General features: G+C 41.6%; 21 protein-coding genes and 1 riboswitch. Of the genes, 11 read left to right on the forward strand and 10 right to left on the reverse strand.

Going from position 1 to position 22,661, the window contains the following annotated elements:
* Positions 1-19: 19 nt before the first annotated feature.
* Complete coding sequence (locus NSQ49_RS06270; protein WP_159866034.1) at positions 20-1,240, reverse strand: metallophosphoesterase family protein; 1,221 nt, start codon at positions 1,238-1,240, stop codon at positions 20-22.
* A gap of 205 nt (positions 1,241-1,445) precedes the next feature.
* On the opposite strand from NSQ49_RS06270, the gene NSQ49_RS06275 reads away from it, so the two are divergent.
* On the forward strand, positions 1,446-2,078 hold the full coding sequence (locus tag NSQ49_RS06275) for a LysE family transporter (protein WP_251284033.1): 633 nt from the start codon (positions 1,446-1,448) through the stop codon (positions 2,076-2,078).
* A gap of 277 nt (positions 2,079-2,355) precedes the next feature.
* Here NSQ49_RS06275 and NSQ49_RS06280 read toward each other — a convergent pair whose 3' ends face one another.
* Complete coding sequence (locus NSQ49_RS06280; protein ID WP_251284034.1) at positions 2,356-3,606, reverse strand: ABC transporter permease; 1,251 nt, start codon at positions 3,604-3,606, stop codon at positions 2,356-2,358.
* Positions 3,599-4,498, reverse strand: coding sequence for an ABC transporter ATP-binding protein (locus NSQ49_RS06285; protein ID WP_251284035.1), 900 nt, complete (start codon positions 4,496-4,498; stop codon positions 3,599-3,601). The genes NSQ49_RS06280 and NSQ49_RS06285 overlap by 8 nt, the downstream gene beginning before the upstream one ends.
* A gap of 168 nt (positions 4,499-4,666) precedes the next feature.
* Between NSQ49_RS06285 and NSQ49_RS06290 the strand changes: the two genes are divergently transcribed.
* Positions 4,667-4,852, forward strand: coding sequence for a YhzD family protein (locus tag NSQ49_RS06290; protein ID WP_159866022.1), 186 nt, complete (start codon positions 4,667-4,669; stop codon positions 4,850-4,852).
* 125 nt (positions 4,853-4,977) lie between these two features.
* On the opposite strand, the gene NSQ49_RS06295 is transcribed toward NSQ49_RS06290, so the two are convergent.
* From NSQ49_RS06295 to NSQ49_RS06310, 4 genes are all read right to left on the reverse strand, one after another.
* On the reverse strand, positions 4,978-5,769 hold the full coding sequence (locus NSQ49_RS06295) for an enoyl-CoA hydratase (RefSeq protein ID WP_251284036.1): 792 nt from the start codon (positions 5,767-5,769) through the stop codon (positions 4,978-4,980).
* Positions 5,770-6,017: 248 nt separating this feature from the next.
* Complete coding sequence (locus NSQ49_RS06300) at positions 6,018-7,640, reverse strand: long-chain fatty acid--CoA ligase (protein ID WP_251284057.1); 1,623 nt, start codon at positions 7,638-7,640, stop codon at positions 6,018-6,020.
* A 146-nt stretch (positions 7,641-7,786) separates the two neighbouring features.
* Positions 7,787-9,301, reverse strand: a complete 1,515-nt coding sequence (locus NSQ49_RS06305; RefSeq protein ID WP_251284037.1) for a coproporphyrinogen III oxidase — start codon at positions 9,299-9,301, stop codon at positions 7,787-7,789.
* A gap of 228 nt (positions 9,302-9,529) precedes the next feature.
* A complete protein-coding gene (locus tag NSQ49_RS06310) occupies positions 9,530-10,396 on the reverse strand; it encodes a Cof-type HAD-IIB family hydrolase (RefSeq protein ID WP_159866010.1) in 867 nt (288 codons plus the stop codon).
* 229 nt (positions 10,397-10,625) lie between these two features.
* A riboswitch (TPP riboswitch) is annotated at positions 10,626-10,727 on the forward strand.
* A 271-nt stretch (positions 10,728-10,998) separates the two neighbouring features.
* On the opposite strand from NSQ49_RS06310, the gene NSQ49_RS06315 reads away from it, so the two are divergent.
* From NSQ49_RS06315 to NSQ49_RS06335, 5 genes are all read left to right on the forward strand, one after another.
* Positions 10,999-11,604, forward strand: coding sequence for a Ykof family thiamine-binding protein (locus tag NSQ49_RS06315; protein WP_251284038.1), 606 nt, complete (start codon positions 10,999-11,001; stop codon positions 11,602-11,604).
* Between the two features lies 1 nt (position 11,605).
* Positions 11,606-12,202 carry an ECF transporter S component gene (locus NSQ49_RS06320; protein ID WP_251284039.1) on the forward strand — a complete coding sequence of 199 codons (597 nt, stop codon included), beginning with the start codon at positions 11,606-11,608 and terminating at the stop codon, positions 12,200-12,202.
* Positions 12,186-13,886 (forward strand): ABC transporter ATP-binding protein, encoded by a 1,701-nt coding sequence (locus NSQ49_RS06325; RefSeq protein ID WP_251284040.1) that lies wholly within the window; start codon positions 12,186-12,188, stop codon positions 13,884-13,886. Before NSQ49_RS06320 ends, NSQ49_RS06325 begins: the two co-directional genes overlap by 17 nt.
* Positions 13,873-14,652, forward strand: coding sequence for an energy-coupling factor transporter transmembrane component T family protein (locus tag NSQ49_RS06330; RefSeq protein WP_251284041.1), 780 nt, complete (start codon positions 13,873-13,875; stop codon positions 14,650-14,652). Before NSQ49_RS06325 ends, NSQ49_RS06330 begins: the two co-directional genes overlap by 14 nt.
* Before the next feature lie 241 nt (positions 14,653-14,893).
* Positions 14,894-15,094, forward strand: a complete 201-nt coding sequence (locus NSQ49_RS06335) for an alpha/beta-type small acid-soluble spore protein (protein ID WP_009331452.1) — start codon at positions 14,894-14,896, stop codon at positions 15,092-15,094.
* Positions 15,095-15,160: 66 nt separating this feature from the next.
* Here the strand turns inward: NSQ49_RS06335 and NSQ49_RS06340 are convergent, their stop codons facing one another.
* The 3 genes from NSQ49_RS06340 to NSQ49_RS06350 all read right to left on the reverse strand — a co-directional run bounded on the left by NSQ49_RS06340 (position 15,161) and on the right by NSQ49_RS06350 (position 17,410).
* On the reverse strand, positions 15,161-15,685 hold the full coding sequence (locus NSQ49_RS06340) for a D-glycero-alpha-D-manno-heptose-1,7-bisphosphate 7-phosphatase (protein ID WP_251284042.1): 525 nt from the start codon (positions 15,683-15,685) through the stop codon (positions 15,161-15,163).
* 128 nt (positions 15,686-15,813) lie between these two features.
* Positions 15,814-16,164: a YlbF family regulator gene (locus NSQ49_RS06345; protein ID WP_159865990.1), complete on the reverse strand. Its 351-nt coding sequence runs from the start codon at positions 16,162-16,164 to the stop codon at positions 15,814-15,816.
* Positions 16,165-16,270: 106 nt separating this feature from the next.
* Complete coding sequence (locus NSQ49_RS06350) at positions 16,271-17,410, reverse strand: DUF445 domain-containing protein (protein ID WP_251284043.1); 1,140 nt, start codon at positions 17,408-17,410, stop codon at positions 16,271-16,273.
* 231 nt (positions 17,411-17,641) lie between these two features.
* Here NSQ49_RS06350 and NSQ49_RS06355 point away from each other — a divergent pair, with 231 nt between their 5' ends.
* From NSQ49_RS06355 to NSQ49_RS06370, 4 genes are read left to right on the forward strand one after another with little or no spacing between them, the layout of a single operon-like run.
* The gene (locus NSQ49_RS06355) at positions 17,642-19,057 is read left to right on the forward strand and encodes a YheC/YheD family endospore coat-associated protein (protein WP_251284044.1); all 1,416 of its coding nucleotides are present in this window, start codon (positions 17,642-17,644) and stop codon (positions 19,055-19,057) included.
* A complete protein-coding gene (locus NSQ49_RS06360) occupies positions 19,017-20,120 on the forward strand; it encodes a YheC/YheD family endospore coat-associated protein (protein ID WP_159865981.1) in 1,104 nt (367 codons plus the stop codon). Before NSQ49_RS06355 ends, NSQ49_RS06360 begins: the two co-directional genes overlap by 41 nt.
* Positions 20,098-21,462, forward strand: a complete 1,365-nt coding sequence (locus tag NSQ49_RS06365) for a YheC/YheD family endospore coat-associated protein (protein ID WP_251284045.1) — start codon at positions 20,098-20,100, stop codon at positions 21,460-21,462. Before NSQ49_RS06360 ends, NSQ49_RS06365 begins: the two co-directional genes overlap by 23 nt.
* Entirely contained in the window at positions 21,459-22,646 is a 1,188-nt protein-coding gene (locus NSQ49_RS06370) for a YheC/YheD family endospore coat-associated protein (protein WP_251284046.1), read from the forward strand. The genes NSQ49_RS06365 and NSQ49_RS06370 overlap by 4 nt, the downstream gene beginning before the upstream one ends.
* The last annotated feature ends 15 nt before the right edge of the window (positions 22,647-22,661 follow it).

A 22,661-nucleotide genomic window follows, 5' to 3' on the forward strand; every position in this document is an offset into this window, starting at 1 on the left:
CCACCTCCATTCATTGTCTTTAAGATTTGTATAAAAGGCCTACAAGAAGTGCTTCGGCTTCCTCTGCGATACTCTGTTTTTCATCCTTAGTGAGTTCCCCTATAAATCTCCTTGCCAGGGGATGTGAATACAGGGGCAAAGCATTTTCACCGCGCTCAGCAAACTGATCCGCTGTTTTAAAAAGCTCACTGAAAAACTCTGAATCTTGTGCCAGCTTTTCTTTATTCCACATTCTTTTTTCATTCACTGAAATACCGGAAATCCATACAAATGATTCCTCATCTGCCTCGTCCTCCTGCAGGGTTTCGAGGAGCTCCCCATTGGTTAGGCTTCTTACTTCGTGATCAGGCATGGCTACGCCGGTAAGTGTCAGGTTTATGACTGTTCCCAGCCTGTTTTTGCGCTTTTCTTCCATCAGATTTATGCAAGTCTCATATACATCCTGATAGTTTTCCAATCCGGAAGCATCTATTTCTGCATTTTCCCAGATAACAGCAGCAGTCTCCAGAAACTTTGTCTTTGCACCGGAACTATCAAGTTCAACTAAATAGCATCCTTTCGGACCAGTTTCTTTGCGGTTTCTTCCCTGTATATTACCGGGATAAATGACCGGTGGCTGGGAAACGATGATTTCCCGTTTATGTATATGTCCGAGAGCCCAATAATCAAAACCCTTTTCCAACAAATCATTCATTCGGAACGGCGCATATGGATCATGATCACTGCTGCCTTCAAAAGTGCCATGAAGTATACCAATATGCAGATCTGCGCCATCTTCCCTGCGATATTGATCGATCATTCTTTCCAGCACATGCCGTTTAGGATAGCTGAAACCGTAAAGATGAACAGATGTCCCATTTTCAGCAATATGCTGCATCACTGCAACCTCAGGGGAAAAAATATGGACATTTTCCGGCATTGGCAAATGAGCCCAGTGGCCATCCATATGATCATGATTCCCATGGACTGCATAAACCGCAATTCCGCTCTCGGCCAGCCGCTCCATCTCCTTCCGAAAACGGGTTTGGGCCTTTATGCTTCTGTCTTCACCGTCAAATAAATCCCCGGCTAAAATGACAAAGTCCACTGCATGGAAAATAGCTAAGTCAATTATTTTGGTAAATGCATCGAAAGTGCTTTCCTGAAGCCTTTTAAAAATGGCAGTAGGCAAATGCTTCAAACCGGACATTGGACTATCCAGGTGCAAATCTGCAGCATGAATAAACGTAACCCTTTTCATGTAAACTTCCTTTCATTCCTTTTCTCTCATTTTACCTTATCCAAAAATCGAATGCACGTTCCTATCCGTAATTAAATAAGAAATATTCCCCCAGGTTTCTTATTCCGGTTTTAGACCGGGAAGCTTGTGCATAAAAATGTACAAGACTCTTTCCTTGAGGACTGGCAGATAACCTCAAGGAAATTATTAAGGGCGGAGTGGTATATTGGGAATCGGAATTTATTTAAGTTATGTGTTTCTCGGACTGTCTCTGGCAGCTCCAATTGGGCCTGTAAATGCTGTCAGGCTTGAAAAAGGGATAAAAAATGGATTTTGGCATGCTTGGATTGTTGGAGTGGGCTCAATGATTGCAGATGCGTTTTATATGCTGGTTGTATACCTTGGGCTCGTCCATTTTTTGGATACCCCTTTTATACAGATTTTCCTGTGGCTTTTTGGAGGATTTATTCTTTTATATACGGGAATCGAGAGTATTATAAATGCCAATAAAATTACCATAAGCTATGTGCGCAGCCAGGATTCATTGTTTAAATGCTTTTTCTCCGGGTTTATTATGTCTATATCCAGTCCTCTTTCTATTCTGTTCTGGCTGGGCATTTACGGATCTGTCCTTGCAAAAACAGCTGCATCCTATGGAAAAACAGAGCTCTTTTTATACAGTACCATGATTTTTCTGGGACTCATGCTATGGGATATATTTGTAGCAGGATTGACCACTGGGTTTCGCCGATTCCTGACCAGCAAAGGAATAATCATTATATCGATTCTTTCAGGATTATCGCTGATTGGATTTGGGGCTTATTTTGCATTTGAAGGATTGAAGGCATTGTTTGCATAAAAACTCCATGAAAAAAGCTCCGTTTCTTAAAGACGGAGCTTTTTTCAATAGGGCCCATTATTAAAGACAATTATTGTTCTAATGAATCTGTAAGTTGGATTCCACTTTGGCACTTTCTTTCCGCGGCGAGTGCGGTGGGCCTGCCTGACTCCCTGAAACAGCTGTGCGCAAAGAGTATGCGTATCATTTTCGAGGATTAAGAACCTTCCTTTTGAATCACTCATTGGCTAAACAGATTATCTGTCTAAGAGCCATGAAATTTTGATAAACATCCTGTTTATTCATTTTTAGTAAGCTGTAATGCTTTTTTAATATCCTTAAACGAATTGGATTTACCATACATTAATACTCCGCCCCTGTAGACTCTCGCCCCAAAGACAGCCAGCACGATAATGGTAATGAGAAGGATTGCGATCCCTAGAACCGGCTCCCATACCGGCAGTGACAGCATCCCTACTCTCATGAACATAAGCATCGGAGTGAAGAAAGGTATATATGACGTGATAGTTACAAAGGAAGCTTCCGGCTGGCCTAAGCCAAACATAGCAATCATAAAGCCTGCAACTACCATCATGGTCATCGGTGTAATCATCTGCTGGATATCTTCAATTCTGCTTACCAGCGAGCCAAGAAAAGCTGCCAGGGTGGCGTATAGGAAATATCCAAGTATGAAAAAGATGAGTGCATAAGTGATAGTCGAAGCTGGAATGTTTCCAAATCCAAAGAATTCAAAAAAGCCGCCTTCCATCTTATCAAGATTTGGTTTGACTGAAAAATAGCCAACCAATAGAATTAGTAGCATCTGTGTCATGCTTAGGAGCCCGATTCCCAATATTTTTGCGAACATCTGCTTGATTGGTGAGACACTGGAAATCAGAATTTCCATAACACGGGAAGACTTTTCTGTCGCTACCTCCATGGCAATCATATTAGCGTATAAGATGACGGCAAAATAAATAATGAATAATAGAACATAAACAAGTCCTCTTGCCTGATTAAGTTCTTCTTCTGTTTTAGCGTTTTCTTCAAGAGCAGTTTTATCAAAAGGCACCGGCTCATATAGTTTGCTTAATTGCTCCGGACTAAGGTTTATTTGAGTGGCGGCCATCTGTGTTTTTAACTGCTGCAGTCCGCCCTGCAATTCGGATGGGATGGCTGAATCGGCTATGCTTCTTGCTTTATAAGCTGCTTCAGGCAGCACTTCTTCAGTAAAGGATAAAACTAAAAGCCCTTGATACTTTTCATCCTTAACATCATTTTCCCCTTCTGACTCTGACCCTTTGTATGCAATTAAAGATATTTTGCTATTTAAAGTATCCATTTGTTCCTGCAGTGGGGCCAACAGCACACCAGTCTCATCGATTACTGCTATTCGTTCTTGATCATCCTTATTAAAATAATCAATAATTCCGGATAAGTTGGCAAGCCCTGCAACTATCGCCACCGTAATAAGAGTTGTAACAATAAACGACTTGGTCTTCAGCTTGCTTAAATAAGTATGAAAAAGGATTGTCATAAAGTTATTCATAGGAAGCACCTGCCTTTTCAATAAAAATATCATTCAGAGACGGCTCTTCCAAAACAAATTTACGGACAAACCCCTTCTCTGCAACTTCCCTGAAAATTACTTCAGCAGCATCTTCACCGGAAATCTGCAGCTGAATCCCCTCTGCTGTCTGTCTGGCTTTCACCACTCCACTGACATCCTTCAAAAAGCTTAAATCATAATCTGCATGGATTATAAGATTCTTTCTTCCAAAGGACCGTTTAATTTCCTTTAAAGACCCGTGGACTACCGGCCGACCTCTTTGCATGATGCATAAATGCTCACAAAGTTCTTCAACATGCTCCATCCTATGTGAGGAAAAGACAATGGTTGTACCGTTTTCCTTTAGATCCATAACAGCATCCTTCAACAGCTCTACATTAACCGGATCCAGCCCGCTGAATGGCTCATCCAGAATTAAAAGCTTTGGCTTATGTATAACTGCAGTAATAAACTGGATTTTCTGCTGATTTCCCTTTGAAAGCTCTTCAATTTTTTTATTCGCATATTCAGGAACTTTGAATCGCTCAAGCCAATAAGTTAATTCCTTTAGACAGTCATGCTTTTGCATTCCTCTCAGCTTAGCCAAATAGATAACCTGATCCTTAACCTTAAGCTTTGGATATAAGCCTCTTTCTTCAGGAAGATAGCCTATCAGCGGACTGGTTGAATAATCGATGGGATTTCCATTCCAGGTAATCTTTCCTCCGCTGGGATCCAATAGCCCCAGTATCATTCGGAAAGTAGTCGTTTTACCAGCGCCATTAGCCCCCAAAAATCCAAACATCTCACTTTCGGGAATTGAAAGTGACAAATCATCCACTGCAGTAAACGTACCAAAGCGCTTTGTTACATGTTTAAGCTCTAAAGCCATATCCACTTCCCCCTTTTTATTATGCAATACGTACAGAATAGGGAAAAAGTTCCCTATTCTATGTAAATATTTTCTGGATTTCTCATAAATAAATACTTTGCACATTATAGGAAATTATGCAAGAATAATAGTAACTATCTGAATTTTTCAATAAGAGGGGGTCCTATAATGAAGACTTATAAGCTTACTGCTTTTGAACAGGACGGGAAAAAGATACTGGATGAAGCATTCCAGGCAGCTTCCGATGACGAAGCTAAGAATGTGGGAGAAAATCTCCTTAAGGAAAAAGGACTGGATGAAAACACTCACCGCTGCACTTCTCCTGCGGGCAAACTAATACTGTTTCATAGGTAGGAAGAAAAGCGGAAGCGCATTGCCCATCCCCAACACCTTCGGAGGGCGGCGCTGGAGCCTGACAATTATATGAGGTGTCAAAGAAAAGCAAAGGGCTCGGCTCTATGCTTTTCTTCTGTCACATCTTATTTTCCCTTAAACACAGGCTTTCTTTTCTCAATAAAGGCCTGGATTCCTTCTTTATGATCTTCCGTTTGCCGCATTTTATGCTGGCCGAGCTTTTCAAGCTCAAGCACCTTCAGCAGCAGCGGCCGATTTTTATCAGCAAGAATTTTCTTTGTCTTAATCATTGCTTCCGTCGGGCTGTTCAGCCATCTTTTCAATTTTGCTTCAACTGCTGAGCTTAAATCATCTTCTGCTATTTCGTGTATCAGCCCCATTTGCAGAGCTTCATCAGCAGTCAGCACTTTTCCTTCCCAGATTAAGTGCTTAGCTTTATCTTCGCCAATGCGCTGCTGCAGGAAGAAGTGAGACCCACCATCAGGAATTAATCCGATTCCAATAAAATTCATGGCAAGCTTGCTGTTCTTGTCTGCCAATATATAATCAGTGGCAAGAGCCAGGCTTAAGCCCAAACCGGCAGCTGCTCCTGTTACAGCACTTATGGTCAGCTTCGGCATGCTATAAAGAGTTACAGCCAGCTCACTGATGCAATCCATTACCTCCGGAAAACCGCTTTCATTTGTTTCCAAAAGCATTGTTTTAATATCCCCGCCTGATGAAAATGCGCGGCCTCTTCCTTTCAATACAACAGTATCGATTTCATCCATTTGGCCAATATCTTTCATGGCACTCATGAGCCCTGTCAGCATTTCCACATTTAATGCATTCAACGAGTCCGGCCTGTTCATCTCAACTGTGGCTACCCGCCCATCAAACTGCACGCTGACAGTATCAGTTACAAAATCAGTTGTCAAAATCCTTCTCCTCCTTAATATGCTTCTTTTATTATAAAGAGTATTATTATATTTAAAAAGCGTTTTTTCTAAAAATTTATAATTTTGTCACTTTTTTGTTATGTCTGCGATAATGCCTGCGATTACAATTAAATAGAAAACGGTATCTATCTATCACTTGCTTTGACACTAAATCCTGGGGAAGGAAGGTACTAAATTAAAAAATTAAAAAACAGCAACCTCAGTAGGATGCTGTTTTTTCAACTTATTTACTTTGCCTGACCAGTATATTCTTTTTGGACCTGTTCTCTCAACGCCATTTTGAGGAATTTCCCTACAGACGTTTTTGGTATTTCCTCAAGGAATAGAATATCATCCGGAAGCCACCACTTTGCAAATTGCGGTTTCAGATATTCATAGAGTTCTTCTTTTGTGGTCTTCCCTTTAAATGGCTCTTTCAGAACAACACATGCCACAGGCCTCTCCTGCCATTGTTTATGTGGTACAGCAACGACTGCTGCCTCAAATACCGACTCATGTGCCATTATGGCATTTTCGATATCAACGGAAGAAATCCACTCCCCTCCGCTTTTGATTAAGTCTTTTGTCCGGTCAACGATTTTCATATATCCTTCTTCATCAATGGTTACGACATCTCCCGTGTAGAGCCAGCCATCACGAAATGCCTCATTGGTCCGCTCATCTTTATAATATTCAGAAGCAATCCATGGCCCCCTTATGGCGAGTTCCCCCATTTCCTTTCCATCCCATACTGCTTCGCCATCCTTGCCGGCAATCTTCATTTCGAGCCCTGGAACAAGAATGCCCTGCTTGGCTTTTATATCAAGCTTTTCTTCTGCTGATAGCTCCTCATGGTAGCTTTTTAAGGTCGAAATAACCACAAGAGGACTTGTTTCAGTCATTCCGTAGGCATGCATGAATGGTATTTTGTGCTTTTGCTCGAAGGCTTTAATCATGCCTTTTGGCGCTGCCGAACCTCCACACAGAACCGATCGGAGTGAACTCATGTCATATTTATTTTCATCCAGTTCATTTAATAATCCGAGCCAGATTGTCGGTACTCCGGCTGTTATGGTAACCTTCTCGGATTGAATAAGCTCTGCCAGAAGTTTCGGTGTAAAATATGGCCCCGGCAATACAAGAGCAGTTCCAAACCAGACAGCAGCAAACGGCAGCCCCCATGCATTTACATGGAACATCGGCACAACTGGAAGGGCGATATCTCTCTCGCTTACAGCAGCACTATCTGCCATTCCCAGTGCCATACTGTGAAGAACAATGCCCCTATGGGAATAGACGACACCTTTCGGGTTGCCTGTAGTGGCTGAGGTATAGCACATTCCCGCTGCTGAATTTTCATCCAGATCATCAGGATATTCATAGTTACCGCCCGCTTCATTGATAAGCGTTTCATAGTGATATACCGGCGAAAGAGAAGTCTCAGGCAATTCTTCTTCATCTGTCATAATAATGAATGCCTTGACCGTCTTTAACTCATCCTTAACCTTCTCAATTAGCGGTACAATATCAGGATCAATCAGCAGCACTTTATCTTCGGCATGGTTAATAATATATGTAATATGCTGAGGTGACAGACGAATATTAATTGTGTGCAGAACGGCTCCGCTGCATGGTATGGCAAAATAAGCTTCCAGGTGGCGATGATGATTCCATGCCAGTGTCCCGACCTTATCCCCTCTCTCCACTCCCAGCTTTTGGAGACTCTCTGCCAGCTTTCTGGTTCGTACTGCAATCTCCTTATATGTAAATCTCTGAATTCCGCCGGCCGTTCTTGAAACGACCGTTTTTTTTGGAAAATACTTTTCTGCCCGCTTGATCATTTGCGTCATAGTCAAAGGTGTTTGCATCATCATTACAATTCCCCCTTTTAGAAAACGCTTACATTTAAGATCATAGAGTTCTATGATCTTTTACCTAATTCATTCTCTTTATTTTCACAAAATCCCTTTAATATTTTCTTAATTTTCTAAAATATCCCCATAAGAAAAACCCCCGCCTATTCAGCAAGGGATTCGTGTTTATTAAATAACTCTTTTAATATTTTCAATTTCTCATCTGTATAATGCTTAAAACTGTCATTATAGGATTTTGGATCTTTCGGGTTAGCAAAATGAGTAATTTTTCCTGTCTCTGGGTCAATGAACTTACTGGAAGCCCCGCATCCAAGCCCGATGATTGTCTGCTGTTCTTCCATAATCATAATATTATAGATGCTTTCCTGATTCGGAAGAGCATAGCCGACATTCTCAAGATTGCCAAGGATATTTTTCTGACGGTATAGGTAATAGGGATGGTAATTATGCTTTTTAGTCCAATCCTCAGCCATGTCCATCATTCTTTCAATTTCTTCCCGCTCAGCAACTTTATATTTTTGCTTATTCTTCGTCATTTCCGAAGCACGTTTAAAGGATAAAGTATGAACTGTCAGGGATTCCGGCATTAATTTCTCTGTTTCATCCAATGTATGTGCAAATTCCGGTACACCTTCTCCAGGGAGTCCGATAATCAGATCCATATTAATGTTATTCATTCCCATATCGCGGGCAAGGTGGAACTTATCTACGGTTTCTTCCACTGTATGATGGCGTCCAATAGCTTTCAGTGTCTCCTGAATATAGGACTGGGGATTGATGCTGATTCTGTCAATATTCCATTTTTTCAGCACTTCAAGCTTTTCAGGTGTGATTGTATCCGGACGGCCTGCTTCCACGGTGACCTCCCGAATGTTTTCTACATCTGGAAAAGATTCATACATTTCCTCATAAAGCATATCCATCTCTTCAGCTGTAATGCTTGTTGGAGTCCCTCCGCCATAATAGACAGTGGTAATTTTTACATTATATTCTTTCAGCCATTCTCCCATTTTGCGCATTTCAAAATGAAGGCCGCCAAGAAATGAGTTGACAGAACCCTGTCTGCCATTAATCGCATATGCAGGAAAAGTACAGTACGCGCACTTTGTCGGACAGAACGGAATGCCGATATATATGCTTACCTCATTTTTCAAGTCATAAAGATCCGGCACGACAGCGAGCTGCCGGTCTACAATATTCTGCATAAGCTGGATTTTCTCATCTGTAATCAGGTACTCTTCCTTCAGCTGCTGATGTGCTTCCTTAAGAGGTGTCTGATTCTGCATGGCACGGTGAAGCAATTTTGTGGGACGTACCCCAGTCAGAATTCCCCACTTCTGCGTAATGCCCGTCCAGTCCTGCAAAACAGTCAGGTATACATGAGATACTGCATTCTTGATTTGTTTGAAATTCTCTTTTTCTGACTCAGCCGGAATGAACTCTTTTTCAAAATCAGCTGTAAGTTTATTGCTATTTTTATCAGTAATCTCTGCAGCGGCTTTAATGCGTTCTCCATGCTCAATTTGAAAAGAAATGATCAGATCTGCTGCATCATTCTCACCAAGCACCACTTCACATTCTTCAAAAAAGAGGTTCCCTATCAGCCGAAGCGGCCGATGGAATCGTTCATCCTGTATGCCTAAAATTGAAATGTTCAAATCGATCACCTTTTTTTAAAAATATAATAAATCTGCCGGTGTTTTATCTCAATGACGGCAGCTGCATAGTCTATTTATTCATGTTGGCAAACTCCTTCTAGTGTACATAAATGGGGAAACAAGGTCAATATCAGGAAAGTGAATCCTATAGGTTACTGATATGGTTTCTATACTATCGCTAACTAAAAAAAGAGCCGAATTACTAATCGGGCTCTCATTCATTGAATTTTATTTTAATAGATTCATTTTCTTCAGGAAATCGATTGGATGCTGTTTACGGAAATGTTCTTTAACCATGTAGCTTACGCCGTTCTGATCATTTGATCGCGTCAGCCAGTCCGCTGCTTTTTTTACTTCTGCCGGAGCATTGCCCATTGCCACACCCAATCCTGCTGCTTCAATCATTTCCAGATCATCTTCAGAGTCTCCTATGACGACCATTTGATTTCTGGAAATCCCAAGATGCTCACATAAATAGAGAAGCCCATTCAGTTTTGAGACCCCTGCAGGAACAATGTCCATCCTCAGATCGTTCAGTTTTAAGACTTCTACATTTTCAAACATGCCCCAAATGGCTGTCTTAGCATCCTCAAGGTCTTCCTTATCTTCAAAGTACACTTCGATTTTCGGCGGCGTAACCGGCTCATCTAAAATAGTCTCACTTAAAGAATCCACAAATTGCTGGGAATAAAAAATGGGATCACCCGTTGTAAAAACTGTTTTTGCAAGCATATTGGTATTAAGCTTCGTTTTGTTTGCAAGGGAATATTTTTCGTGCACCAGCCTGATTTGACAGGTAAAGCCTTCAAGCAGGCGCACGATTTCAAACGTTTCATCTTCCTGAATCCTTTTTACAAATATAGGCTTTTCCTGGGAAGCTGCAATATATGCCCCCCTGTGTGTAACCAGCAAAGAATTGGATTTCAATGCTTTAGCCACTTTCTTCGCGGAAGGAAAGCTTCTGGATGTGACAAGTGTTACATAAATTCCCTTTTGCTGCACATATTCAATTGCTTCTTTTGTTGATTTATGAAGTCTTCCATTTGATTGGAGTAGTGTTCCGTCTATGTTTAAAGCAAGCATTCTGTATATCATCCGATTTGCCCCCTATTCTCGGTGTAAAATTGTCCTATTACACTTTTATGAAGGGAGGGACTGGATTAGAACATGACATGGACAATGCAGAAATTTTTTCGTTGATTGCCTGTGTTAGTGAAGGTGTTTAACTGTTTTCATAGATTATTTGAATAAAAGAATTATAAATAGTCATTTACAATTTGGATTCTCCGTATTAAGATGGAGTCATTAAAAACTGCATATCCAAGTTTTGCACTAGGGGAGCTTTTTGGCTGAGAAGAACAATCCGTTCTGACTCTTATTACCCGATCTGGATAATACCAGCGTGGGGAAGTGCAGGTGAACGGCTATCATTTTAGTGTATTGATAACATTCAACTGCATTTCCTATTGGGAATGCAGTTTTTTTATTTTAACCAGGCTGTTTTTGTAAAATTTGTTGTTTTTGGCTCATGTATATTGTCGTTGATTTCCCAGCGAATCGCGGGCAGGCGGTGTGCTTGCACATATGCTCCCGAAGGAGCCTTGCACCTGTCGATACTATCAACACAGTAAGTAATTCAAAAAACAGCAGCAAACCTTACGAAAAAAACTTTTCATTAATACTAGGAGGATGGCAAAATGCAGGAAAATTTTTTATGTGGAACCAGTGAAATTACAGGGTGCAGATTTTCAATTTATCCCATGACTGACAGGTTTGCGGATATTATTTTATCAGCTTTAAAAGAAGTGGATACGAGCAAGGTTTGGATGGAAACAGATGATGTTAGCACCTGTGTGCGAGGCAGGTCCATTCATGTTTTCGATGTGGTTAAAGCTATTTATCTTCAAGCTGTTAAGCATGGTGACCATGTAGTATTTAACGGAACTTTTTCAAATGGATGTCCTGGTGATACTGCAGGAGATGCTTATCTTGCTGAGAATGAGGAATTGGCAAATGAAGAATCAGCAGCAGGTATCAGCCAGGAAGTTGCGGTCCAGTTCGCCCTTTATCCGATGGGGATTCCTGAATACATGAATGTCATTATGGATCAGGTCGAGCTTGCAATGAATCAGGGAATTTTTACAAAAGGGGTGCATTATGCTTCAAGATTAGACGGGGATGCACACTCTGTTTTTAAAACTCTGGAGGACGCTTTTGAAAACTGTAAGAAAAGCAATTCCACCCATATTGTTATGACGGTGAATATGTCTGCCAATAGCCCATCCAAAAAGGGGGCTGAATAATATGCTTGAAAAGTGGAAGCTTCGTGAAGTCATTGTCCTGTCTGTACTCGCTGTCGTGTTTGCAGTTGTATACCTGATATTCATGCAATTTGGCAATGTGCTATATGCAATATTCGGCTTAATTGGATATGATTTTATTTTTGGCATTTGGTTTATTGTTTCAATTCTCGCAGCGTACATAATCAGAAAACCCGGGGCAGCTTTCTTATCGGAAACCATCGCTGCAGCCATTGAAGTCATGATCGGCAATGCTGTCGGTCCCCGCCTGATTCTGTCGGGCATGATTCAGGGGATTGGAGCGGAAGCTGTTTTTGCGGCCACGAAATGGAATAATTACCGGACATGGGTCTTAATTGCTGCCGGCATGGGCTCTTCTGTTACAAGCTTTATTTGGGGCTATTTCATTTCCGGCTATGCGGCCCTCTCACCCGGTTATGTAATGGCTATGTTTTGTGTAAGGATGGTCAGCGGTGCTTTACTGGCAGGCTTGATGGGCAAATGGCTGAGCGAAAGCCTTGCAAAGACCGGAGCATTAAACAGCTTTCCTATTGGCAAAGAGCTGAAAAGGGGAAAACCGGAAAATGGCATTACAGCATAAACAGAACATATTAAAAACAGAGCAGCTTACATTCAGGTATGAAGATGTGAAAAAGCCCATTTTTAAAAATATGCAATTCAGCCTTAATGCAGGGGAAGCAGTTCTATTATTGGGACCCAGCGGCTCGGGAAAAAGCACACTTGCTTTCTGCTTAAATAAATTGTATCCCGAGGCCGCAGATGGCGAATTGGACGGGATCATTTCATTCAAAGGAAAGAGGCTGGAGGAATTCGGCCCTGGTGAAATTAATCAGCACATTGGAATTGTGTTTCAGGACCCTGAAAGCCAATTTTGCATGACCACAGTCGAGGATGAGCTGGCATTTGGACTTGAGAATTTGAAAACGCCGCATGAAGAAATCGGGAATAAGATTGATGAAGCATTGGAGCTTGTTCATCTTTTGCCATATAAATATGCCCCAATTCACACCCTTTCCGGGGGCCAGAAGCAAAAGCTTGCACTGGCATGTGTATTGTCATTGAAACCGGATCTCCTGATTTTAGACGAACCGACAGCAAACCTGGATCCGGCTTCAAGCTATGAACTTACCCGCATCATTAAAGAGCTTAAAGAGAAGAGATCATTCTCCCTTCTAATAATCGAACACAGGCTGGATGATTGGATTGATTTGACCGACCGCTGCGCAGTCCTAAACAGAGAAGGCGAACTATTATTTAATGGAAGCACTGAAGAATGCTTTAATCAATATGCAGAAGAATTTCTGCTTGAGGGCATCTGGCTGCCAAGTTCGGTAAAAGCAGGCCTTTCAGGGAAAAAAGCAGGTATTTATAAAGGGGAAAAACTTCCGTTGACTGATGAGAAATTAATCGCCGGATTTGAGAATCCCATTGGTGCACTTCAGGTTTTAGATAACAGGAAGAAAAATCACCAAGCTCCTGAAGAACAAATTATTCTATCCGCAGAGAATCTATCCTTTTATAAAGCTGGGAAAGATTTGCTAAAAGATATTAGTTTTTCTGTTAAAAAAGGTGAATTTGTGGCCATTGCCGGCTCAAATGGATCAGGAAAAACAACGCTTTCAAGACTCTTGGCTGGACTTTATACTCCTTCCAAAGGCAATATTCTCTTTTATGACAGTCCCCTTTCCCAGTGGAAGGAGCAGGAGCTAAGACAGAAATTAGGTTATGTTTTTCAAAACCCCGAACACCAATTTATTGCTGATTCTGTCTATGATGAAATTGCATTCAGTCTAAAAATACAGCAGATTCCTGATGGTGATATTAAAGAATCAGTTCAGGCTGCACTGCTTCAAGTGGACTTGCTGCAGTGCGCTGACATGCATCCCTTTTCCTTAAGCCAGGGGCAAAAACGGCGGCTTAGTGTTGCATCGATGCTTGTGTATAACCAGGATCTTCTCCTCCTCGATGAGCCGACCTTTGGACAGGATGCCAGGACGTGCGGTGAGCTTATGAAGCTAATGGAAGCAAAGATCCAAAGCGGCGGATCCGTGGTGATGATCACACATGACATGGAAATCATCCATTCATATGCGGACAAAGTGATTGTTCTTTCAGAAGGAGAGAAGATTTACGATGGTTTGCCTGATGCATTATGGAAAAAAGAGGACATTCTGAAGACTGCTTCCTTAAAGGTTCCATACATTGAAAAACTCAGGAATGATATCGGGTCCATTGCAGGGAGGGAAAAACTTGTTCTTACATGAATTAAACCCAAGCATTAAAGCATTCACTGTGATAGTCTGTGTATTACTTCTATCGATTTTTTTTGACCCGGTTACACCTTTTCTGACCTTAGTGATAACGGCAGCAGCCACCTTTATTTTTGGAAGAGTTTCATTCAAAAGATGGATTCTGCTTTTCTCGCCATTTATCTTCATGGCTGTCATATATATTTGGTCAGCTTTGATTTTTTCTAAAGCGATTGAAGGGGAAACCCTATTATGGGCATGGGGGATCTTCACATTGACTGAGGAGGGCCTTCTGCGTGCCCTTTCCCTTGGAATGAGGGTGTTAAGCTTTACTTCTCTGTCCCTTCTGTTCATTTTAACCACAAAGCCGACAGCATTTCTGCTCAGTTTAATGCAGCAATGCCGGCTCTCTCCAAAGCTTGCATATGGAATCATGGCAGGCTATCGATTCCTGCCATTAATGAAAGAAGAATTCGAGATCATCAGAAGCTCACACCGGATCAGGGGAGTACCCAAAGCCAGGACACTCCCGGAAAAAATGGCAGAGCTTAAGAGGTATACAGTTCCCCTGCTTGCCGGAGCGATCCGTAAAGCTGAGAGGACAGCCATGGCAATGGAATCAAAAGGGTTTACCGGAGATAAAAACCGGGATTTTTATCATAAAGTCTCTGTTTCCTGGAAAGATTGGGCTTGTTTGGCCATTTTTATAGGAGCAATATTGGTCAGTGCCTATATCTCTTGGCTTTTCGGGTTTCTCCAGCTTTATAATGGCGAACTTTAGCTGGCAATTTTGATTTCTGTGCGGATAGAATCTTTTTGTGTGCGGAAGAAGCCATTTTATGTGCGCAACAAATTTTTTCTGTGCGAATAGCCCGTATTTATATGCGCACAGTCCCATACCCGCATTTGCAGATTCAAAAAATTACCATAAAGTACCATAAACAACTATGAATAAATCTTATTTGCTCTCCTAAAGCTATAATTGTAACAAACAAGAAAACTACACCAAGGAGATGATTTACATGGCAAGAAACAGCAATTCTAATCAGCTTTTAGTATCAGGAGTCAGTCAGGCAATTGATCAAATGAAGTATGAAATTGCAACAGAATTCGGTGTGAACCTTGGCCCGGAAACATCTTCAAGAGCAAATGGATCTGTAGGCGGAGAAATTACGAAGCGCCTTGTGCAAATGGCTGAGCAGCAGCTTGGCGGAGCACGCTAATCTTCTAAACAATCATAATAAAATTAAGAGCCGTTTCCACCTTTCGCGGAAGCGGCTTTTACTCTTTTATTTAAGCATTTCTAAAATGTCCTCTACTGCCTCTAGAAGTGATGAAGCCTGGATATCTGCACTTGTTTGCTCTGAGCCGATAAAAACAGTTTTACAGCCGGCTTTCTTCCCTGCCTCAATGTCCCGCTCATGATCGCCTACCATAATGCTTTTAGCCAAATCAAGATGGTGCCTTTCAGCCAATTCCAAAAGCATGCCTGCATTTGGTTTCCGGCATTCACAGCCTGCTTTCGGCTTATGAGGGCAATAGGCAACCTCTTTAATATGTCCGCCTTTGGCTGCAACAAGCTCCTGCAGCCTTTCATGAATTTTCTTTAGCTCTCTTTCTTTCAGAAAGCCGAGTCCCACACCGCCCTGATTGGTCACGACGAAAATTTCATATCCGGCTTTGGTCAGTTCTGACACAGCTTCTGCTGCCCCTTCCAATAAATATAACTGCTCAGGCTTGTTAACGAATTTTACCCTTTCAGATAAAACCTCATTCAAAACGCCGTCCCGGTCAAGAAAAATGGCTTTATTCAATGTACTGCCCCCTTCTTTAATCAATATCTATCATAAAGGTACCCAAACCTGGTTTAGTTTAATATGAAAAAATGATCTTTTCTTATAAAAAAACTCCCGGATCAATATCCGGGAGTTTTCTGATGAAATTATTCAGCCGCTCCATAAAGCTCTTCAAGAGGCTTCATGATGATTTTGTTCATTTCTGCAATCATCATGCTCATGCGCTGTTCTGCTTCCATAAGCTTTGAGATCTGGGCATGCTGCTGTACAAGTGCGACTGTCTTTTGAGCCTGTTCTACTTCTTCCTGCGTAATATCCTGGCCCATCATTTGCTTTTGCTGAAGTTCCATCTGGATTTTGCGGAAGTTATCAAACATTGCTTTCGCAGACGGATCTGCATTCACATCATCATATGCTTGCTTTAGAGCTTTATATTCATCGCTCTCCCGCACTGCTTTTTCTAACTCGTAGGCTGAATCAAATAAATTTACTGCCATTAATAACACTCCTCCCGATACTTGTTCAAAATGGACAATACATTCTCCGTTTCGAACATCCACTACACTATAACAAACTATGACAGTAAACGCGAGGCGATACCCTTTAATTAATCAATATAGCAATGATTCCCTGTACGAGACCAATAATACCCCCAAGCAGGAAACCTAAATTTGTAATCATGGCTAACTCGCTTTTGATTATAGAAAAGACCATATCTTCTAATCTTTCGACTGAAAAATTGCTGACCTGTTCCCGGACAACTTCTGCGAGACGAAGCCGTTCCATAACCATTTCTGTCTTGCCTGAGAGCCAATCAGTAAGCATCTGAACACTTTTAGGAGCCAGCTCATCTGTCAGTACTGTCCTGTATGGGGCCACAAAGGATGAAATAGGCTTTCGAAATACATTCTCCAGATTAATGACTCTGTGTGCAATATTCTTTAATACTGTAAGAATCTGTTCCTTTTCGATCTGCTCTTCAATAACTGCAGCTTCCATCTCAAGAATTTTGCTCCACTCTTTTTGTAAAAGGGTTGTAACCAGGTCGGCTGTACCCTCATTGCTTAAAAACCTGATGATTTCCGGCTGAATTTTATCCGCAAGATTGATATTCCCCATGAACATCTGCAGCATATTGCTGAGCACACCGCTTCGCTCACGAACAAAATCATCAGCCATTCTTTGTATCCGCATTTTGCCTTCAATACTGGAGAAATAATCAACCCCTTTTTTAAGGATCATTGAACTGATAGCTGGAATTTTTTCATCCGCTTTATCCAAAAGACCCTGAGGAATAACTTCTTTAAGGGGCAGTCCTCTATATTTGCTTATAATGTTTTCATATTTCTGTTCAATTAATAAGTTTATATGTTTCTCCGCTTTCGCTTGGCCATCCTTGATTCCAAACGCTGCCAGAATGTTCTCTGCTGATTTTTCCGATTGCAGGAAAGTTTCCAGCTCTTTCTGAACAAGCCCGGTCATATCACGCTGAAATTGATCATTGATGAACTTCTTCTTGATGCTTTCCGGTGTCAGAAGATGGTTAACAACCAGCTTACCCATCTGATCTGCCATTTCATCTCTTCGTTTAGGAATCAGCCCAGGGGTAAATGGAACCTTCCATTTACCTATGTACACGGCCTTATAAGGTTTAAAGAGCATTTTAATAGCCAGGTAGTTAGTAAACCCGCCAATAAGAGCCCCAATGATCATCATTAATATAATTGTCATTGCTATTTCCATAGATATCTCTACCTTCCTTAAGTTACAGGCTCCTCTTAAGAAGCACCATTTAATTGCCCAGAACATACGATATGGTATCAGCTTTTGCCTATTTTTTCATTATACAGTGAAAACTTCATCAATGGGAGTTTTGCACTTTCTGCGGCAGGTAAAAAATCTGCATTCAGTTTGCAAGCTGCTTGAGGTTGTTCAAAATAGGCTCAAATAAAGATAAGCAAATGAGGAATGATCATGTCAGTTTCTTTATTGCCTATTACGATTGTTCCGGTAAAAATGTTTCAGGAAGATCAATTTCGCATTCAAATTAGCCATTCTCTCGTACATTACTGGAATATTGATTTGCAAATGCCCCATTTGCTGCGGATCGGCAAGCACACCATTCAAATAACCATTGAAGGAGCAAATATCAGGAAAGATGAAATTTTCTTCTGTGACCGTCTTTTTCAGGAATGCTGCTTGCCAATGGAGGATCTTAATTTTGTCGCCAGTTACTCAAGAAAGGACTTTACTATAACTGCTGGACCGGTTATAGGGCTGATGACAGATTTTAATGAAAGTGGCGAAGATCCTGACTTCCGCTCCATTCATTCTTTTTGCAAAGAATTGCACGAGGCTGTTTCCGGCCTGCATGGATATTTTTATGTTTTTCATTTTCGGGACTTCATTCAGGAAAAGCTGCAGGGATACTGCCTGCGTGAGGAAAAATGGATAAAACGCCCCGTTCCTTTGCCGAGTGTAATTTATAATCGGGTTCACTCCCGGATACTTGAAGCAAGTTCTGCTTTTCAAACATTTAAAAATAGCATGCTAAAATATAACATCCCAATGTTTAATGACCGTTTTTTATCAAAAAAGGAAGTTCATACCCTCCTCTTTTCTGAAGACCATATGCATCCCTATCTGCCTGATACAGCCATTGCAGATGAAGAAACCATCAAGGAAATGCTGGCCAGACACAGACTGATATTCCTTAAGCCTATCCACGGCAGCCAGGGACGGAATATTATCAGGCTGAGTATTAATGGTGAAGAAATCATATCAGAACAATCGACCGGAAACGGCAAGGAAAATACGCTAACATTCAAAAATTATGACCGCTTTATACTATGGTTCAAACAGTACCTAAAAAAAACAATTTATTTGGCCCAGCAGGCCATACCTCTGCAAACCTATAAAGCCAGGCAGCTTGACTTCCGGGTGCTCTGCCATAAAAATCATCAGGATATCTGGAGGGCCACTTCTGCAGTGGCAAGGGTTTCTGCAGAGCGGCAATTTGTTTCCAATATAGCAAGAGGCGGGGAAATGATGAAGCCCCTCAGAATTTTCTCCATGCATTCTGATCAGAAAACAGCGATTCAGCAGCTGGCTTTACTGAAGGAGCTCGCAGTTGAAACAGCAACAATCATAAGCCAAAAATGCGAAGGCCTAATCGGAGAGCTTGGGATTGATATTGGTTTGGACACTAATGGAAAACTTTGGATCATCGAAGTGAATTCTAAACCCTCCAAGAACTTCGAAGACAAAGAAAAAAGAGTCAGACCCTCTGCCAAAGCACTTATCGAATATGCAACGGCTTTATCATTTATGCAAAAAGGAGGATTACAGCATGCTTTCATTCGGAATCATGACTTTAAACAAACAGAGTGAACAGCCATACTTTATGGAATTGGCCAAAAGAGCCAATGAATATAACATTAATTGCTTCAGGTTTGTGCCTTCAGATATCAATCCTATTTCAGAAAGGATTGCGGGGGATACCTTTAACCCCTCTTCAAGAGAATGGGAGCCGGCAGAATTCACAGTCCCGGAGATCCTGTATGACCGCTGTTTTTACGGGAATGACTCCCATTCAAAACAATGTATATCTATCGTGAATTGGCTGAAGGCAAGAAATGATATCCAATTCCTTGGCTATGGCTTGCCTAATAAGCTTGAATTATATGAAATACTCTCCCGCTCAAACATCTCACCCTACTTGCTGAAAACTGACAGATTTACAGGCGCTGACAGTTTCTTAAACAGCCTCATACCTGATCAGCCGTGTATTTTAAAACCTGCAAGCGGTTCTCAGGGCCAGGGAATCTATTATATTGAGAAAACAGGCAAAATCATACTTGTTAAAACAGATAAAAGGAATGGCCAGGTAACACGAAGCTTTGAAACTGAAAAAAAGGCAGCCGGCTGGCTAAATAAATTAACCGCAGATCGGCAATACCTCATCCAGCCATATGTGAATCTATCAAACAATGACGGTCAGCCCTTTGACATAAGAATATTGCTTCAAAAAAACAGAATTGGCGCATGGAAGGAGATGGGCCGGGGAATTCGCACAGGCAGAGAAGGAGGCATCGTCTCCAATTTAAGCGCCGGCGGCAGCAATATTTCTTTTGAAGATTGGATCGCTCAATACCCTTCTTCTTTAAAGAGCTTTCTATCCGATGAACTTAATGATATTACCGATACACTTCCTGCTGTCCTTGAACGAAAGCTCCCCCCTCTATTTGAAATGGGTATTGATATTGGAGTAGAAACTAACGGCTCTATTTGGATACTGGATATAAACTCAAAACCAGGCAGGAAAACAATCCTGAACAGTCAGCCCGAAATGAAGGAAGAGTTATATACCGCTCCCCTTCTCTATGCCAAATTCCTGGCAGCCACTAACGAAATGGAAAGGAGAACGAATCATGAGAAAACAATATCAAATTGAAATTTCCGATTCCGCCTCCAAAACAGTTTATATACCTAATGAGCTTAACCTTCATACTCATTTGACGAGATTGGCATTTGGCACTCATTCAGCAGATGCTTCTTTCATACTTCAAAAAACAAAGAAAAACTCGATCTTAATAAGTAAAGATGTGGCAGAAGCACTTCATTTCCCGGATCTCAAGATACCTCTGCATGCGTTTGCCAATAAGGGGATTCTATACCTCGGCCCGCTCGTTGGTATCTTCACATCAGGATTCACCTCCTTTCCTTTAAGGCCAGTTGGGGATCGGACCCTGTTTTTTGCCAAACTGCTTTCAGTTAAAAAAACGGTTGGTGCAATCCCGTTTTTATTCGGTGATCAGCAAATCAACTGGGAAAAAGAAACCATCAACGGGCTCTTTTATCATGAGGAGGGCTGGGAAACATTTGAAGTCCCTTTTCCAAATGTTGTTTATGACCGGCTTCCCAACCGAAGAAGCGAAAGAAGGAATGAGCTTAAGGAAGTACGCGGCCGTATGCAGAAAGACTATTTAATTCCCTGGTATAATCCTGGTTTCTTTAATAAATTAGATGTTTATGAAAGACTGCAGAATGATGATGATAGCAGTTATTACTTGCCGGAAACCCACCCTTTTTCTTCCTTCTCTGTAATTGAAAGGATGCTGGCTGATTATGGCCATGTTTACCTCAAACCTATCAATGGAAGCCTGGGGCTTGGGATTCATCAAATTATTTTTGATAAAAAAGATGGGTATTATTATTGCCGATATAGAGTCCGGGACGAAAATAGGCTAAGAAGATTTAACACTTTGGAAAATTTAATGCGCAATGTTTTTGCAGGACGAAATTTAAACCGTATGCTTGTTCAGCAGGGAATTCATTTGCTCCGCCAAGAACAGAGAGCGGTTGATTTCAGGGTTCATACGAATAAAGATGAGAATGGGGAATGGAAAGTAACTGCTGCAGCTGCAAAAATAGCGGGCCCTGGCAGTGTTACAACACATGTAAAAAGCGGAGGTGAGATCAAAACCCTTGATGAAGTATTTGAATCGGATGCAGAAAAAACTGAGGCAGTGGCTAAGTTAAGTGAGGCGGCACTAACGATCAGCAAGGCACTGGAACGGAACATGGAAGGAATTATCGGTGAAATCGGCTTTGACTTTGGACTGGACCGAAATGGCCATGTTTGGCTGTTTGAAGCAAACTCAAAGCCGGGCAGATCTATATTCAAACACCCTCAGCTCAGGGAGTTCGACTTTCTTACCCGCAAACTTTCACTGTCATTCGCCGTTTTCCTTGCCGAAGCATCGATTATGAAGCCTCAGGAAATAGTGAGATGAAAATTTATTATGACTGGGCCAGCAGGACCTGGTTCTGCAGCAGCAGCTGTACTTTGGGAAGCAATCACCAGCCTTTAAGCATTATTAGCCCGCAGGCGGAACGGGATTCGCTTTCCTTTTCTTTATCCTTGCAAGACGGTAATGCAGGACCTGTGATAGGCATTCTGACGGGAAAAGGAAAGGAACAGTCTATTGCCGGCAATGGTCCTTTATTTAAGGCCCTTCAGAAAAGCATCCTGCAAAAATGCGGGCTTTCCTATGTATTTACTCCAGAGGGTTTGAAGGAGAATTCAGTGAACGGATATATATATAACCCTTTGAATGATAGGTGGATTGAAGCCTGTTGTCCTCTTCCTCATCTTGTCTACAACAGGGTGCCCTTCCGAAAAATAGAAAAGGCAGAAACCTTTCAAAAAGCATGCCGTTTTTTTAAAGAGCATGACATTCCATTTTTCAACCCGGGCTTTCTGGATAAATTTGAGGTTTACCAGCTATTAAGAGACCATCCGCCATTAAAGGAATATATTCCGGAAACTATTCGTGTCACTGGGCCAAAGACACTAAAGGATTTTATCGGCAGATATCATAATATCTACTTAAAGCCTGCAAATGGGTCCAAGGGGAAAGGGATATACCAATTAAGCCAGCTGAAAAAAGGCATCTCCTTGAACGGTATGCGCGATTCATTCAGTTACGATGATTTTGAACAATTCTGGAACCTGCGGAACTCTCACCTGACGAACAAACCCTATTTAGCACAGAAAGCAATCAGCCCTGCCAAATTAGACGGCAAGCGGTATGATTTTAGAATCTTAGCCCATTTCAGTGAAGGCAGCTATTCGGTTACAGGGATTGGCATTAGGCAATCTCAGGAACAGGACATTACAACGCACATACCGAATGGCGGGATAATGATTCCATATGAATGGATCCGTACAAAAGAGCATGATGCTTTTATAAATACTGCAGCAGCGGAGGCAGGAAAACTTCTGGAGAGGACGAAGGGGTTTTATGGGGAATACTCAATTGATGCAGGATTAACTGACCAGGGCACCTATGTGATTTATGAAATTAATTCAAAGCCGATGAGCTTTGATGAAGCGGGGATAGAAGAAAAAAGAATAGAAGAATTGACCCGATTATTTTTCTCATTATCAGGGTTCCAGCATACTAATAAAAAATAGCCGTACAGCGTCAGC

This window comes from Cytobacillus sp. FSL R5-0377 (assembly GCF_038004385.1).
Taxonomy (GTDB): domain Bacteria; phylum Bacillota; class Bacilli; order Bacillales; family Cytobacillaceae; genus Cytobacillus.